This is a genomic window from Clostridium sp. FP1 (assembly GCF_011065975.2).
Classification (GTDB): domain Bacteria; phylum Bacillota; class Clostridia; order Clostridiales; family Clostridiaceae; genus Clostridium_AD; species Clostridium_AD tagluense.
Window position 1 is genome coordinate 64348 of sequence record NZ_JAAMNJ020000002.1, and the last position, 16510, is coordinate 80857.

Sequence of the window (16510 nt, forward strand, 5' to 3'; positions counted from 1 at the left end):
GACCTCTGGGGGGGATAACAATTCTCAATTGTTATCCCCCCACTGAAGTTTTCTTTTTGTTGTAGCATGTAACTCCCACTTATAGAAGTAGGAGACTTTCCTTCTGAAATGTCGTTAAAAATAAAAAATTAGTACAGGAATAAATCCCCATACTAATTTCTAGTTAGATATACACTTCTAAATTTACTTTTAGTTATTTGAAATAGTTTGTTCTTTCACTGTTATTAATAAAATAGTCACTAAACTAATTAATACAAATGCTGGAACCACGCTTATAGGATGCTTTGAAGTAATGAATGCCTGGCCTGTAACATTACCATATGCCATAAGTGAGGTCATGCCTATAAATGCTGGAAGTATAATGCTTTTATTATATTTTTTCTTTTTAGTAAATCCATATATTAAAGCTTTAAACATGGTACCCCACCAAGAAAAGAAAAATACTAGTGCAAAAGGTACACCAAATTCAGTAGCTACATTTAAAAATATATTATGAGCATCAATGTATGCTTTTTTTAGTTCCGGTGCATATGATGGAAAATAATACTTAAAATTAGCTGGGCCTACTCCAAAATAAGTATGGTCTTCTATCATTCTAAGTGCTGCTGCCCCGATAGGCCTTCTATTACGAGTCTGCTCAGCTAATTGATAAAAGAATCCTTTATGGTTTGCTACATTTCCTTCAATTTTAGGCACTCCAACATTTACAATTGATTCCTTTATTTCTGCCATTTCACCTCTTTGTAATACATTAAAAGTAATACACCCTAGTATTACTAGGGACACTATTAAATATTTTTTATAATTTTTATGATCTATTATAATAATAGCTACAAAGGTTATTATTAACGCACCCAAGAAACCTCTAGATCTTGAAGTACATAAATTAACAATCTCAACTAATAACAGTAACCTGTATATAGAATTATACTTGCCTGAAACTTCTTTGTTAACAGCATATATTAATATAAATGGAAGCACCATTAAAGTATATCCAAGCATAAAATTACTGCCTAATACTCCATACAGGTGAGTATTTTCCCCACTTAATATTAAACTATATAGAGCTATAAAAGTATCTGGTATTCCTGATATTGCAACTCCTATACATAAAAACAAAATAATTTTTTTATAAAAATCATGTTCCTTTATTTCTAAACATATTAATATTAAACTATAAAGAAGCATAAATATGACTCCGATAAATGTTAATCTAAATGCTTCAAATTTATATGCACTTCGTAATGATGAAATTAGTGCAATAGCACATAGGAAAACATATACTATGGTAACTATTCCATATTTACTTTTTACATTAATCTTTTTAAAATTTAATTTTTCTTTTCTTATACCAATTATTAAAAATATAAAATATATAAAATACATCGTAGCACCAATACTATTTAGGTTCAATCTATTTAATAAGTATAACTGCATAGGCAGTATTGGTATGGAAATATTATATATTAGTATGGCAGTTTTTGAATCCTTTAGCATTAAAACTAATGAACTAATTATAAATATCGTTGTAAAAAAACTAGCTGCAAATATAAAATAGTTGGTTTTTCCTATAAGCATATATATACCTAATTGACAAACTAAATATGCTACTAAAATTAACATTTTATATTTTAATAAATACTCTAAATATTCTTTTGACCCGTCTCTAATATCCTTTAGTAAATTCATTTATTACCTCCTGCAATTCCTCTGATGTGCTGAACAATTATGAATTATTCATTTTTTACTTTATATAGTTTGTCCTAAAAACATTTTATAAATGTTTTCCACTTTAGACAAAACAATTTTGTTTTACTATATGCCAGCAGATTTGCTATTTAAAAAATCACCACTTTTCTTCTTAAAGCTAAAAACTGTTATTAAACAAACCATGGTAATTATACCATATATTATAACCCATTTGCCTTTAATGAAATAAAAAACCAAGATACAACTATAAACAAAATCCCATATATAAAATGCTTAATTTTAAATACTCTTACATCAACACGGTGATGTAGCTATAGGAAAGCTGTGCCCGTATGTCTCCTGGGTCGCTGCAATTAATGACTTCAGAAGGAAGGTCGTTAAATTAATTCATTTATATTATCTAGTTTTATTTCTTGATTTTCAATTGAAAACTGTTGTATAGATGCTGATTTTTTTCCGTATATAAAATAGTATAAAAAGATAGACAAAAACACAATAGCAGCTAGTGTCATATACATTCCACGAAAACCAACTATAGGCACTATAGTTCCTATTAGTAAAGGGCCAACTCCTATTCCTGCATCCATAAAAATGAAAAAGGTTGAAGTAGCAAGTCCTACTCTGTGCTTAGGTGATGATTTTATAGCAATGGCTTGAGTACAAGTATAGACAGTTCCATAGCCAAGACCTATTAATGCTCCTGCTAACAAAAAAGTGAGACCAGTGCTAGCTTGACTAATTAATGCTAAGCCCAAAACAAATAATATTAGTGAAGGATACATCACAGTATTATCACCTTTACTATCCAACAACTTACCAGTAAATGGCCTTGAAATAAGACAGACTATAGAATATACAAGAAAAAAGAAACTCGCAGCTTGTGTTAAATTAATTTCCAGTGCATATGAATTAATATAAGACAGAATTCCTGAGTAAGCTATACCCATAATAAATGCAATAATTGAAATAGGAATAGCTTTTTTTTCAAAGAAATCTTGCAATTTAAATCCTTTCATAGCTTTGATCTGTTCTTTTGTTAATTTTGCTTCGGGAATCTTTGCAAATAACATAACAACAATACTAATTACTGAAAAAACAGTACAAGCAACAAATATCAAATTAAAATTTGCATGTTGAGCGGGTATAGCCGACATACGTGCAAAAATGAGCCACATCGTGGATAATATTTCCATGATGTGGCTTTTTAAGCATTTTATTTGAAAAATACAATATATTTCACCAAGTATACCCTAATGACACTATAGGGTAGTAACCGCAAAACACGGATTTTATACGTTAATACATATATTACCAAAGCGACGATGGATTCATGGAAAATACATCACCGTTAATTTAATTATTTCCACAAAGATTTTATATTAGCTAATAAATATTTTAGTTAGCTTTATTAATACTATTATCATAATTTAACTAACTCATTTTGAGATAATCAACAAAGGCATTATCATTTAGTTATTAGCCCCTAAATAGAGATGCAAATAAACTTCAATATGTAGGTCCTCTTGTTTTATTTTTAAAATTTTCCTAGTTTCTTTAATTTTTTCACTTTGCGTTAAGTATTACATTTCCGTTATTATAATAATTTATCCTAATTATTAATTAGATTAAACTCAATTATAGTTTTATTTATCGTTACTTACAATATATTGAAAAATGCAATGTAACAAATATTAAATTAAATAATTTCATAACATTTAACTTCACTATTTAATATGATATAATATAAGAATAAGTAAAAAATATACAAATATTAAAAAAATAAGGTTGTTCATGCTGAAACTTTATAATATTTAGGGGGACCAGTTGAATCATAATAATGACTAGTCCTGTAAATATATTGATTGTAAAGCCTTGAAGTCACTTAACTACAAGGTTATGCAATTAACTACTATTAAATAAATTAGGAGGTACCTTTAAGTATGAAAAGAATTCGAGGTTATTTTTTATTAGTTATAATAAGTGTACTCACAATACTTATTGTGAGTACAGCTTGTAATAAAACACAATCAGTAAAAACTAATATGTATAATGATAAAGCTTTACGGATTGGAATTATTGGTGAGACACCTAAATTAATGGAAGAAAAAGTGACGTTTGACAAAATACAATTTTCCGATTTAGAAAAAAATACGTTTGATTCTCAGTATGATGCAATTTTCATAACTAAAAATAACTTATCCGAAGCTTCACAAGAGAAATATGCAGCTATCTACAAGAAATCTAAAATTCCATTCTTTTTTATTCAGACTGAAAAGAGTTTTGTCCCATTTACAGAGAAAGACCTCACTTACGATAATGCACCTAAGTTTACTGATCACTCATATGCAACAGGTATTATGTATAATGGTGATAAATTGAATTTCTGGGGATACGGTTTATATAATGATATTGAAAATCAAGCGAATATTAAAGATGTCTACTTTCGAATGTTTGAGACCATTTCTCAGAACACAACGCAAAAGTAATATCGTGTAAAGCCGACATACGAGTATTACCTATACTAGAAAAACCATAGTGCTGATAGTACACATAAAAGCTAAAAATCAAAGTTTTATACGTTGGGTATTTTTGCCTATCTCCCCGAAAAGGTATGTTAGGATGCTAATGTGAGGCAGTACCAGTGTTACACGCACTTAAAAATACTATTTAATAATTTTAAACCATGAATGTTACATAGCTTAAATATTGGTATCGATAAGTAACATTCATTTTGCAATTTTCATTTAAACTCTTGTAAAGCGTGATAAATCAAGGAATAGAAAGTTACACAAAAAGGTATGTTAGGCGGATGGAATACCTTTTTGAAGTGATTTATTTTAACCTTTTTAAAATATTTGAAAGTTACACAAGTACTTGTGTGAGGGGATAGGCAAAAACACCCTACTAGAAGAACTAGAGAAGAAAAAAACAACTCCAAGAGCAAAAAGAAAGTGCAGTAGTAAAAAAGTAACTTTATATAAAACATAGGTAAAATTGGGGTACCGCCACATAGCCATCAAGCTAAGCAATATTAGATAATATTGGATTATCACAAAATAGAATATTTTACCATCGGTTTTTCCTTCATGAATTTAAATGATGTATTGTAAGTGCATATTAGCATTTGAACGATTTTAAGGCGCACCAAAAAAAACACGTATACAGTGGAAATTTTATGATTTTATTAATTTGATTTATGCTGCAAATTTAGAATTTGCTGACATTTGCTTATAACATACTCCGAGAATATCAAAAACAGTTTTTTTGTCCTTTTTATGAGATTTAAGGCCATTTTTAACTACATTTTCAAACACTAACTTTAAGTTATTGAAAGTTTTACTAGGAAACTTTATAAGATCAAAATACAGTCTATCAATATATCCATGAACTATCTCGGAACCCTTCATTTCACTGGCTTCAAGCTCTTTGTTTTTCATTGCCAAAGTCCTCATTTTAAACATTACAGAAGAGCTTAATAATAGCAAAATAAGTTTCCCGTAAAGCTGACATTGAAACCGTTCTATTTTAACTTGCTTTACAGCATGTATATGAAATATGGATTTCCACGTTTTAAAAATTATTTCAATTTGCCAACGCAATTCATAAAACTCATATACTTGCTTTGCACTTAAAACTTCTTGCTCAATATTTGTTATATACATAGATATTCCTAATAATTCAGTCGTATTATCGCTTTTTTCTATACCTTTCTTTTTAGCATTCTTTTTACTTTTTTCTGACCTCTTTTTCAATTGCTCATTTGTTAGTTTATATAAAATAAGCCTGGTTTTCAGCTTTTTCCCTTGACCAATATAGACATCATTAATTTCATAATGTTCTCCATCACTCATCTGTTTCATGATGTCAGAAATATAGATTCTTTTAAAAAGGCTTGATTTTTTTTGGAGTACCATTCTTGTAATACTCTATATCATTACTTTCTATATACACTGCTATATTAGGTTTGAGTCTTGATATATAAAAGGCTTTTCTTTTTTCTATGTCCAAAAAATCTTCAAAGTTGAAATATCCAAGGTCTCTTAAAATAAGATCCCCGGCTTTGATAGTCTCTCTTATTTTGCTCCCAAAAGTATTGTCACTTCCAGAGCCAGCTCCTACTTGCACATTAAGAAGATTTCCGGATTTTAATTCATATTCTAGTTGTATTTTTACACCTGAAGCTTGAGAGCATCCACCAGATCCAGGATAAATATTTTTATAGCTTTCTGGTACTTGAAAAGCAGTAGAATCAAGTATTCTTATTCGTTTAAAATATTCATCCCATTTACTTGGTATACGGGTATTATTTGTGATTGTTTGGCGTAATTTTCGAAGATCTTCTTCAAAAACTTTACACATCTTTCATTTAAACGTTGGTCTAATGCCTGATTGGAAACAAGTATGCCTGTATTTTCACTAAGTTTTGTGCATAAGATCACAAGTGTATTATTCGCAACCTCTACATCCATAAAGCAGCATAAGCAAACGAATTCCCATGCGCGAATTTTACTTTTTCTTTTCACAAAACCCGTCTCTCTCGCGACTTCTTCAATCTCGTCTTTTGAAAAACAGAGTTTAAGTTCATCTGCAAAAAGCTTTATATCTCCATCCAATTTTAAATTTTTTCCTCCTGTCATGTATAATTCCCCCCACTGTATCTTTTTATTGTCTCTTTAATAATAACATTTTTACAAATGGGGGGATTTATTTTTATAGAGTTTTCTTAGCTTGATGGCTATGGGTGTAGACAACGGAACCAACCAAACTTTTATCCACGTTAAGCCAATCACAAGTACCCCCATATCATTGATGTGGGGGTTAATAAATTTAGTATCTCTTAATATTCTGAATGTAACACAACTATAATTGAGTTACATTCATATTGGCGCTTAATCAAGAAAATCACTAACTATTAAAAGTTAGTGATTTTCTTGATTAAAGCATTGGTTTATATGTGCTGTTAAGCATTCAGTTAAATTTAACTAAGCAATTATGCTTTTGAATGTATCCTTTTTTATTCAATATAACATTTAATTATCTTGAACGGGGCTTTTGGCTTAGAACCCCTTAACTTGATTTTTTCATAGTTTCTATAATAAATTTTGTGTATATTGTTTTATTATATTTATAATAAAACAATATACAGAGTAATAAATAATTTATACCTATTCCTATATAAATCCCTGAAAGAGTCATTTTAAAAATAAATACTAAGCATATAATAATTGTCATACTAATAATATTTACAATTAAACTTACGATAAATACCCAACGTTCCTCGCTAATACCTTGTAAGCTATACTTATAAATTGAATGTGGAAAATTAAAAAATTGAGTAAATATTGCAAGTATGATATAGGCACCTGCGAAGTTAATAATTGTTATATTATTTGTCATCAATCCTAACACTGGTGTTTTAAAAACAATATATACGAGCGAAATAACTATATAAAATAAAAATGACATCATTAAGCAAATTTCTGGTATTGTCTTCAATTTTTTTTTGTATTTACCTACCGAATATTCACTTACAAAATTTAATGAGGCTGAAGAATATGCATACATAGGCATCAGTAATACATTTAATACATTCCATAGCAATGTATAGGCAGCTACTTCTACAACTCCTATCCTAGAAATAATAGCAATAATACTAATATTAAAAAGAGTACCTTCTAAAAACTCTTGTCCCATTAATGGAGTCGTTACTTTTAGTAGCTGTTTTATATAAACTTTACAATCATTTACTTTTAATTTTAATATACCTGTATTTCTTACTGCAAATATGTATATAATTACATTTATAAGTAATGCGATTATGGAACCTATTGCGGCTCCAGTTACCCCCATTTTAGGGAATCCAAGTTTTCCAAATATTAAAATATAGTCTAGTATTAAATTACTTATACTCGCACTTAAAGATCCATAAAAAATCCATTTCGTTTGTTTAAGTATTTTAAATAATGCAGAAAAAACAAATAAAATTAAGGTTAAGCCTACTGACATACTATATATATTTATATACTTTATGGCTTCATTCAATATTTCTCCATCTAACCCAAAACAAATTTTTAATATAGGGACTTTAAAAAATAAAATAAATATATAAAATAACACACCAATGAATAGACTTAAGGCCATAGTTATTCTAGTTTTATTAAATAAGTCATCCTTATCATCTAATCCCTTACTTTGCGCTCCTAAAATATTAAAAGATACTCCAATCATTCCTAGTATCCCACTTATGCTATAAAGTGTTGTTGCTACTACACCCACTGCTCCATAAGCAAAAATAGAAATTCTACCTACCATCGCTTGATCTACCAGCCCTATAATAAGGGATGAAATAGAATTTAGTATTAAAGGAAATGCCATACTATTAATAGATTTAATATCATTAATTTTATTTTTGAAATTGAACATCATCTGTTAGCACCCCTATTGGAAATTTCAAATAAACCAATAGCTCATAGATTATACCTAGGCATGTATATCTTTTTAGAAATTCCACGAGGTCACCATAAATGGTTTTTTTATCCACATTGTATTTATCAACAAAATATTGAAGTATGTCACTAAACTCATATTTTTTAGAAATTAAATATAAAATTTCTGAACCAATTAGATTGATTTTTACAAATTCTAAAGCTAAAGGATCAAAACTTATAAAACATTCCCCTTCTTTTCTAAAAATCAAATTCTTTTTTCCAGTTATATAAAATACATTTACTTCGTTCATATTTAACACTCCTCTGTTACAAAATAACAACTTTCATCTGAACCATAAATACTTTCATATAAATTATATGCTGCTGACCTGCATCCACCGCCACACCAATTATTATTACATTTTTTACATTTACCTTCTATCGTTTCAAAATTTATATTGCGAAGCTTTTCAAAAACTGGAGATTTTTTGCAAATATCTTCAAATGAACTATCTTTTATATTTCCTGCTCTAAACTCATCAATACCAATCATTAAATCACACCCATAGATATCACCATTTTCTGTCACCGAACATGCCTTTACTCCAGCTTGACATGAAACTTCCCTTTTGGAAGCATCAATATTTAGATCACTTTGCCCCCATACGGAAAGTAAGTCTAGTCTATTGTAATACTTTAATGGAAAATAATATAACCAATGAACTTCACTTTCATTTGGTGGAACGATCTTAATTTTAATTTTTATCTCTTTATTAGCCATCAATTCCGATAACTCTAAAAAAACTGGATACCATTGATCTTTATTGACCGATATGTTTCCATCTGCTGCTCGGCCAGTAGGACAAACTACCATTACTGACATATACTCTATCCCTAATTTCTCATTAAACTTTATACACTCAATTAAGTTATCAACACTATTTTTATTAAGAGTAAATAATGTTGATACAGGTAATTTATACCTCTAAAGATTTTTAATCCCATCTATAGTTTTTTTGAAAGTATCTTTCCCTCTTATCTTTTCATGAACTTCTCTATTACTTCCATCTAAACTTACACAAATTCTATCAAATTGATAAGTAGATAATTTTTTAGCGGTAGCATCATCTATTAAGGTTGCATTTGTATTTATTATCTTAGCAAATCTGTATTTTTGAGTTGCTTCTAATATTTCAAAAAAATCTTCTCTAATAAAGGGTTCTCCTCCAGTTAAAGAAATTCTATGTACATTTAATTTTTCTAAATTATTAAATAAACACTTATAATCATCTAGACTTAATTCTTGATTGCTCATAGCCTCCGGACCTGAAGCTGCGTAGCAATAATCACACTTCAAATTGCATCTATTGGTGATACTTATGTCAACTAATGATGGTGCTGAAAAGAATTTTCTCAAATTATTCACTCCTTAATTTATAATTACGCATTACAAAGTTATATCTTTTATCAAAATAAAACCTATGTTTTGCATAGGGTTTATTTTGATAAACATTGTTATAGTTTACTCTTAACTAATTCTAGTGTTTTCCCCATACGATTACTGTTTCTACTGTTGGCTTTACATAAGTCATTTTGCTCTCCACCCCATATTATTACATTTTATTGGATAAATTTATCTATTAACCCAATAATTTTACTTTAACACAGGTTGTCTTATATATCAATTTATATAACATTATATATATATAATCCTATTTTGTGGTACGGCAACCATTCATGTAAAAATGGGCCACCTCCCATATTATGTAATAATCTAAGTTTTTTTATTAACTTAAAGCTGCTACTTCTTATAAAAACCAATTTAATAGATAATTCAAAAAATTTACTCTAAATAATAGTGACATGTGATACATACTGGTATACTTTACTTGTAAGTTAATTCACAATCATAATAAATGTGAACTGTAGATTATTTATTTAAGTTTGAGTAAGGAGGTGCTAAAATGGAGAGGAGTAATTTAGAAAAAACATCAAAAATTTCTTTATACATTATGATTGCCCTGATTATTGTAATGATAATCCATGTAGCAATTGCAATACTTGTACATATGCAACATCCCGAATACAGTGCTCCTGCATATACGGATTTGTTTAATGGAGTAATTTATATCATTCCAATAATTATTTCTTTAACGTTACATTTGATTTTCAAAAATAAAGTGCAAAATAAATAGTAGGTACTTAAATTATGTGCATAATCTTTACATATTGTTCATCAACAAGGGTAGAAATGCTCTTGTTTTATTTTTTTGTAAGAGCACCATAAACGACCGTTTATAGTTCTTAATTACTAATTAGGTAGGTCAGACCTACTAATGCTATGCTAACGGGTTCTATAACTCAGTACCATAATCAAAGTACTAAGTTATATCTAATTTAACGTTTATGGTACTTTGAAATTTTAATGATAATTTCAAAATAATGTTAAGTGGCCCTAAATTAGGTAAGTAGACGGTGATCTTCACAGATACCGCCCCTTTCAGAACCGGACGTGCCCAATTAAGGCATCCGGCTCCCCATATGAACCTCTTTACACATAAGCAGGATTTAGATTAACTAAAGATTTTGGTTTAGGATTTTCTAAAGGATAATGTTTTAGAAGTTTACTCATTTTATCCCAGTTTAAGCTAGTTCGCTGACTTCTCTTTTGAAGCCAATAGAGCATACTTTTTACAATTTGCCTTTTATATTTTACTAGATTGCTCCAGTTATCACTAACACCGTAATAATTATAATGACCTCTTAGTTTTAGATTCACCTTTTTCCATATTAAACCTAGTGGTAGATTACGATTTTCTTTTATCCACTTATTAAAATCATTTACTTTAGCATGAAATTTCTTTGATGCTGTTTTCCATTTTAATTTAAAGTTTCCATTTCTACTTTTACTGCAATAGTGTGTAAATCCAAGAAAATCAAAGGTTTCCGGTTTCTTTATTCCTCTTCGGTTTAATCGTTCTTTAGCATAGCGTCCAAATTCTATAGTTTTAGTCTTTTCTTCTGCTATACTTAATCCGAATTTTGCTAGTCTACCTTTTAGTGCTTCATAATATCTTTTTGCATCATTTTCATATTGAAAACAGGTTACACTATCATCTGCATACCTAGTTATGTAACATTCGCCTTTACAATGCTTAGTTACAACTTTTGTAAACCACAGGTCAAGAGTGTAATGCAAGTATATATTTGCCAGAAGTGGGGACAAGCTGCCGCCTTATGCACTTCCTTTAGGGTCATATATCTTACACCCTTTTTCAAAGTATCCTTTTTTAATGAAACGATATATATAATTCAAAATCACTTTATCTTTAATACCAATACTCCATAACTCTCTATACATTACATCAGCATCTAATGTTTCAAAATAGTCTTCCATATCAACTGATAATACATAAGGCATAGTTGTGCATTGATTTTTAACTTTAGCTATTGCATTATGTGTAGATACTTGCACACAACGTTTTCGCTAACTAAAAAGGTCGCACACCCAGTCAATTCTACCTCGCTAACTTTCTGTCTACGCTTAAAATGTTACGTTACCGCAACACCTCTAAGACTCGATACAAAGCGATTTGCTAAATCTTACCTTGACAGGATTCCCACCTGCTAGAATACGTGAAAAAAGTGCACCAATAACGAACATACTAGAAGCAAGACCAGCTTGGCTTTGCGAAGCACTAAATTGTTTAATAGCATAAACAGTCAATGTGGTCATTAATAAGTAAAAAGTTAGATAAAGAAAAAATGTAGTTAAAGTAATAATTGTAAAATCTTTAGTCCATAATTTAGATTTATTCATTTTTTTCCTCCAGGTTCATTATTTATATTGTTCATTATTTTAAGTAGCACTTGAAAGGTAGTTTCTAGATCCTCCTTTGAAATACCCTTCATCGGATTATCGTCAAACTTTACTGCAATTTCATAACCTAAAACATATGCTTCTTCTCCCAAATCACTTAGTTTGATTCTTCTTTCTCTTTTATCTTTTCCGGGCACTGCTTCGATGAATTCACTCTTTTTCAGACGATTCACAGTACGAGTAACCGACGATTTTTCTACACTTAAATAATCAGCTATCTCCACAAGCGTAGAAGGACCAAATTCTTTTAGAAAACGGATAATCCTCCACTGAGAATGATGAAGGTTATGTATAATGATTTCTTTATTGAAGTTGCTAACAAGAGTTCTAGAGAGTTTTAAAAGTCGATGAAAAAACTCATAATAATATGTCAAAAGATTACCTCCTTTAAAAAGATTGCCTATGCAACTATATCTTTTTTTTCTAATATGTCAATAATTTAGTTTATCTTTGCTTAAGCTACCTTATCAGATTGTTTTTGTAATTTCAAGTTCTAAATTCTTATGTAATCATTTAATCTTTCGGTTAAAATCATACATTCCTTTTTATATCCAATTTACGGTAATAATAGTATAATTAAATAAATGTTTTGTGTTGCAACATTAGAATGATGTGAACTAAAAGAAAGGAGCTTTATGAGAAAAAGATTAAAAAATATGAGTGTTATATTGATGTTTGTTTTATTTTCATTTAGTTTGATTGGGTGCAGTGATATATCAAAGAAAATTTCAGTAGATAATAATGATTTTAATAAAATAAAGTCTGAGTTATCACTTTTTCCAAAAGAATACAAGGCAGATATGGCTGTTAAAGATGGTTGCTTTGTCATTGTACGTGGCGTGTTAGAATCAAAAATAAGTATTATGGATGCCTTTGTTTCTAATTCTAAAAGCGGAAAATCATCTTCAATAACCATTGTTAATTATATAGATGGAGGAGATGCTCTAATAACAAAAATTGTATATAGTAACCATAAATATTATGGTATATATGATGGTACAAGAGATGCTTTTGCAAGTTTGGAATATAGAGAATTTGAATATAAATACTTAAAAGTATTTGAAGAAAAAAATAATATAGCCTATTATTTGGTCAATGATGACAAACTGTCAAGTAACGACATTTGGAAAAGTAAGATAAGTAGCAATTCAAAGGATTTTATAAATTATAATTTTCTATGTTCTTATAATAACCAATAGAATTTTAACCTTTTAAAAGTATGTCACTTCAGAATATTCTTAAGCTATGTAACAACTGTATAGTGTAGCGAACTTAATAATGATATTATAAGAATAGAAATAGGGAGGCTGAAAGCATGGATAAATATCAATTTGTTATCAATATATTAGATTTATACTGGACACATGGTGAAAACGATGAAGAAGATAATCCAGAGGATTTGTGCCTTCATGGTGATGTTTATGTAAGAATAGGTGAGGAGATAGTTGCAGATAACTATTCATGTACAGTAAGTTCAACTGGATTATATTTATTGAAATCGCTTAAAGAGAACCATGTACTCGGAGAAAGTCAAAATCAGATGTTACCCTGTTGTGGTTTTTTTATTATTCCGAATGACGTTGATGATACTGTTGAAATAAGTGGTTGTCCTACAGGGGTAGATTGGTCTGTTTTGCACACTAATGACTATGTAAAGTTAATTACAGAAAAAGGAAACGAGGTGGATATAGAACTAAATTCATATCGGGAAATAGTATTTAGTTTTGTGGATAAAATTGAAGACTTTTATAGGAAGTGCCAAGAAAAAAATATTCCACAAAAACATATTCCAACAAATGATTTTGAATATAATGGATATATTAAATTCTGGCGGGAATGGAGTAATAGAAGGAATAAACAAAATTACAGGTAAAAACACAATGTAGCATATCTTCATTTAAATAACTAGCAATGCAATTTAGACACTTTAAATGCAGTATTATTCAGTATATTAGAAATATCCTTAGTATTATGGGTGCTGGAAAGTTCATTTATTTGACTATTCAAGAAATCTAAAACTTCACATATAGAATATTTTAATGATATATTATATTTGATAATTATCTCCCCCATCTTAAATAAAAAAGAAATAAAGGATCGGTTATATAAATCATGTCATCTTTCCATTCTAATACCTTGAAAATATCATCTTTATCAGTAATTATTTTTTGCATTTGAGTCACTGTGTTTTTGATTTTTTGTCTATCTGGTTTGAGAGTATCATTTTCTATTAAATCCTCTACTCTTTCTTTAATATCATCTATTGTGAGTCCCATTAATGGTGGATTTTTAGATAGAGATTCCACTACTAATTTATATAAATCCATTTTTTCACCCAATTTAGTGGCATACATAGTTCTTTCCTTACCCTTACTTAAAGGACCTTTTGAAATTAATTTTATAACATCTGCATAGTCAAGATTAGACGTTGTAAATTTATAAGCTTTCTCTAGGATATCCGATGTTATTTCCTCAGTCTCTCCATTATCAACATTAAGTGCGATACAAATACTTAGACATATATATTGCATAAGCTGTGGTGAAGTTAAGCTTTCTATAGCAATATTTTTAGCAACCTGCTCTGAAATCTTAACATCTAGTTGGTTAAATCCTTTTATAGCTATTTCTTCTAATTCATTTATTTTCCATGCTTCAATATCAATTAAACTTAATCTTCCAGCTAAATCAGCATTATTTCTAATGGGAGCATCTGCTCTGTGTGGTAATGAAATTATAATTGATCTTAGACCTCTCCTTATGGCATCTTTAAGATGACTTGCAATACTCTTTTGGGCTTCATTTGACGCATAATGAAAGTCATCTAAAATTAAGACTTTATTATTACTAGCAAAATATTTAATAACCATATCCTTAGTCAAGATAAAAGATTCGGTTTTACTATGCTGCTCAGTATTACTAATTTGTTTACTTTCAGTTGTTTTACCCTCAAAAGGTAGCCCAATCTTCTGTGCAATTACACTCCAAAAGTCCTCTCCATTTGAAAAATCAGCACCGGATATGTTAACTTGTCTTTCAAGGGGGATAACTTTTTCACATAAAACAGTTTTACCCATTTTAGACGCACCAATTATTGAAATTAGTGCACCTGATACATTTAGAGCTAAATTAAGCCTTTGCTCGTAGTCTATTCCGAATTTAGACTCTCTTGGTATGTATGTATGCTCTGGAAAGTTGCAGGGTTTAAAAACATCTGAAGATAATAATTTTTTAGTATACATAAATACCACTCCTCTACAAGTAACCTTATTTTTTATAAATCAATCTGTTTAATCTAATTTATGGGATGTCTATAGTATTTAATACATTTTAAATAGGAATCTTCCACTAATATTAATATGGTGGCCCAGATGCATTAATTGGCAAATCCGGTTCTGAAAGTTGGTATTCGTGAAGATTACCGGCTACTTGCTTAAAAACAGCCATAGTACAATATTCACCTCTGAATACTATCACAGAAGTCCTATATTACTTTTTGTGACAGCTTGCATAAAGCAATGGTATAATATTGATAAAATTATGAACAAGTCATGCTTTTAAAGTATGGGGAGGAATCAAAATGATTTTTCAATCAAAAGGTTTTTATATAGATTTAGTTCAAAACAAAGATTTAAAGGATATTGTTGAAGTATATAATTCAAATAAATATTTTTTAACAAATCATATGGATACAGACATTATTAAATACGAATGGATACTTGAGGAGTTAGCATCCATGAAAAAAGCCGATTTTTATTCTTGTAAGGTAGTTGAAAAAAGTCCAGGTAAAATAATTGGTATAATAGATTTCAAAATAGGTGAGGAAACTTATTTATCATTATTAATGATACACAATGATTATAAAAATAAAGGGTTTGGAAGATTAATCTATCAGGCTTTAGAGGAATATATTACATCAGTAAAAAGTAAATGTATGAGAATAGATGTAGTTATTAACTATGATGATAGCGTACTTAAGTTCTGGGTTAAAAATGGTTTTTCTAAAATTAAAGATATAGAATTAAATTGGACAGGAAAAATTTTACCAGCTATTATTATGAAAAAATTTCTATAATTAGTTATTCCGCATCTTTCTTGTTTTATGTCATACCCGCCACAAAATAGTAGTTCATCAAAAATGCAAAATACTGTCTTGTAGCTGTTTTTTTCACTAATCATTTCAAAACACATATATTTAAAAGCTGTTTTAAGAAAGATCGATGAATATGCTTATTATAATGATGTTGATAGTAGGGATGAAGTACAATTTATTTGGTATCTTGATTTATAAGTAGATATGGATTATGAGCATAATGTGAAGTAGAGTTAATTCGCACACTTAATATATTAAGTGTATATTGATATTCTGAGTGTAACACAATACCAATTGAATTACATTCACATTGTGTCTATTCCTCATTTTTGAGTAGTGTAAATATACTCTATTTTTAAAATTAGGGAAACAATTTATATATAATTATGTTAAATATTTGAA

General features: G+C 29.1%; 19 protein-coding genes. 5 read left to right on the plus strand and 14 right to left on the minus strand.

Annotated features, from left to right (window positions below; all coding sequences use genetic code 11):
• Positions 1-189 precede the first annotated feature (189 nt).
• Both G9F70_RS24945 and G9F70_RS24950 read right to left on the minus strand, forming a co-directional pair.
• A complete protein-coding gene (locus G9F70_RS24945) occupies positions 190-1689 on the minus strand; it encodes an O-antigen ligase family protein (RefSeq protein ID WP_164946788.1) in 1500 nt (499 codons plus the stop codon).
• 398 nt (positions 1690-2087) lie between these two features.
• A complete protein-coding gene (locus G9F70_RS24950) occupies positions 2088-2864 on the minus strand; it encodes an MFS transporter (RefSeq protein WP_224617923.1) in 777 nt (258 codons plus the stop codon).
• A gap of 786 nt (positions 2865-3650) precedes the next feature.
• Here G9F70_RS24950 and G9F70_RS24955 point away from each other — a divergent pair.
• Positions 3651-4196, plus strand: a complete 546-nt coding sequence (locus G9F70_RS24955; protein ID WP_164946790.1) for a transcription elongation factor GreAB — start codon at positions 3651-3653, stop codon at positions 4194-4196.
• A 708-nt stretch (positions 4197-4904) separates the two neighbouring features.
• Here G9F70_RS24955 and G9F70_RS24960 read toward each other — a convergent pair.
• The 7 genes from G9F70_RS24960 to G9F70_RS24990 all read right to left on the minus strand — a co-directional run bounded on the left by G9F70_RS24960 (position 4905) and on the right by G9F70_RS24990 (position 9555).
• Positions 4905-5624 carry a transposase gene (locus tag G9F70_RS24960; protein ID WP_164946791.1) on the minus strand — a complete coding sequence of 240 codons (720 nt, stop codon included), beginning with the start codon at positions 5622-5624 and terminating at the stop codon, positions 4905-4907.
• The gene (locus tag G9F70_RS24965) at positions 5593-6069 is read right to left on the minus strand and encodes an IS4 family transposase (RefSeq protein WP_164946792.1); all 477 of its coding nucleotides are present in this window, start codon (positions 6067-6069) and stop codon (positions 5593-5595) included. The genes G9F70_RS24960 and G9F70_RS24965 overlap by 32 nt, the downstream gene beginning before the upstream one ends.
• A complete protein-coding gene (locus G9F70_RS24970; protein ID WP_224617917.1) occupies positions 5970-6347 on the minus strand; it encodes a hypothetical protein in 378 nt (125 codons plus the stop codon). Before G9F70_RS24970 ends, G9F70_RS24965 begins: the two co-directional genes overlap by 100 nt.
• Before the next feature lie 430 nt (positions 6348-6777).
• Positions 6778-8136, minus strand: a complete 1359-nt coding sequence (locus tag G9F70_RS24975; protein WP_164946793.1) for an MATE family efflux transporter — start codon at positions 8134-8136, stop codon at positions 6778-6780.
• Positions 8114-8449: a PqqD family protein gene (locus G9F70_RS24980; protein WP_164946794.1), complete on the minus strand. Its 336-nt coding sequence runs from the start codon at positions 8447-8449 to the stop codon at positions 8114-8116. The genes G9F70_RS24975 and G9F70_RS24980 overlap by 23 nt, the downstream gene beginning before the upstream one ends.
• A gap of 2 nt (positions 8450-8451) precedes the next feature.
• Entirely contained in the window at positions 8452-9021 is a 570-nt protein-coding gene (locus tag G9F70_RS24985) for an SPASM domain-containing protein (RefSeq protein WP_224617925.1), read from the minus strand.
• Positions 9022-9123: 102 nt separating this feature from the next.
• Positions 9124-9555 carry a radical SAM protein gene (locus tag G9F70_RS24990; RefSeq protein ID WP_202882653.1) on the minus strand — a complete coding sequence of 144 codons (432 nt, stop codon included), beginning with the start codon at positions 9553-9555 and terminating at the stop codon, positions 9124-9126.
• Between the two features lie 547 nt (positions 9556-10102).
• On the opposite strand from G9F70_RS24990, the gene G9F70_RS24995 reads away from it, so the two are divergent.
• Positions 10103-10333 carry a hypothetical protein gene (locus G9F70_RS24995; RefSeq protein ID WP_164946795.1) on the plus strand — a complete coding sequence of 77 codons (231 nt, stop codon included), beginning with the start codon at positions 10103-10105 and terminating at the stop codon, positions 10331-10333.
• A gap of 356 nt (positions 10334-10689) precedes the next feature.
• Here G9F70_RS24995 and G9F70_RS25000 read toward each other — a convergent pair whose 3' ends face one another.
• The 4 genes from G9F70_RS25000 to G9F70_RS25015 all read right to left on the minus strand — a co-directional run bounded on the left by G9F70_RS25000 (position 10690) and on the right by G9F70_RS25015 (position 12392).
• Positions 10690-11364: a reverse transcriptase domain-containing protein gene (locus G9F70_RS25000; RefSeq protein ID WP_224617927.1), complete on the minus strand. Its 675-nt coding sequence runs from the start codon at positions 11362-11364 to the stop codon at positions 10690-10692.
• A 9-nt stretch (positions 11365-11373) separates the two neighbouring features.
• Complete coding sequence (locus tag G9F70_RS25005; protein WP_224617930.1) at positions 11374-11613, minus strand: hypothetical protein; 240 nt, start codon at positions 11611-11613, stop codon at positions 11374-11376.
• A 96-nt stretch (positions 11614-11709) separates the two neighbouring features.
• On the minus strand, positions 11710-11958 hold the full coding sequence (locus G9F70_RS25010; RefSeq protein WP_164946796.1) for an MFS transporter: 249 nt from the start codon (positions 11956-11958) through the stop codon (positions 11710-11712).
• Positions 11955-12392: a MarR family winged helix-turn-helix transcriptional regulator gene (locus tag G9F70_RS25015; RefSeq protein ID WP_164946797.1), complete on the minus strand. Its 438-nt coding sequence runs from the start codon at positions 12390-12392 to the stop codon at positions 11955-11957. The genes G9F70_RS25010 and G9F70_RS25015 overlap by 4 nt, the downstream gene beginning before the upstream one ends.
• A gap of 261 nt (positions 12393-12653) precedes the next feature.
• On the opposite strand from G9F70_RS25015, the gene G9F70_RS25020 reads away from it, so the two are divergent.
• Together G9F70_RS25020 and G9F70_RS25025 are read left to right on the plus strand one after the other, a co-directional pair.
• Positions 12654-13217: a DUF4362 domain-containing protein gene (locus G9F70_RS25020; RefSeq protein ID WP_164946798.1), complete on the plus strand. Its 564-nt coding sequence runs from the start codon at positions 12654-12656 to the stop codon at positions 13215-13217.
• A gap of 116 nt (positions 13218-13333) precedes the next feature.
• Complete coding sequence (locus G9F70_RS25025; RefSeq protein WP_224617931.1) at positions 13334-13891, plus strand: hypothetical protein; 558 nt, start codon at positions 13334-13336, stop codon at positions 13889-13891.
• 187 nt (positions 13892-14078) lie between these two features.
• Here G9F70_RS25025 and G9F70_RS25030 read toward each other — a convergent pair whose 3' ends face one another.
• The gene (locus tag G9F70_RS25030; protein WP_164946799.1) at positions 14079-15257 is read right to left on the minus strand and encodes an ATP-binding protein; all 1179 of its coding nucleotides are present in this window, start codon (positions 15255-15257) and stop codon (positions 14079-14081) included.
• A 338-nt stretch (positions 15258-15595) separates the two neighbouring features.
• On the opposite strand from G9F70_RS25030, the gene G9F70_RS25035 reads away from it, so the two are divergent.
• Complete coding sequence (locus G9F70_RS25035; RefSeq protein WP_164946800.1) at positions 15596-16090, plus strand: GNAT family N-acetyltransferase; 495 nt, start codon at positions 15596-15598, stop codon at positions 16088-16090.
• Positions 16091-16510 lie beyond the last annotated feature (420 nt).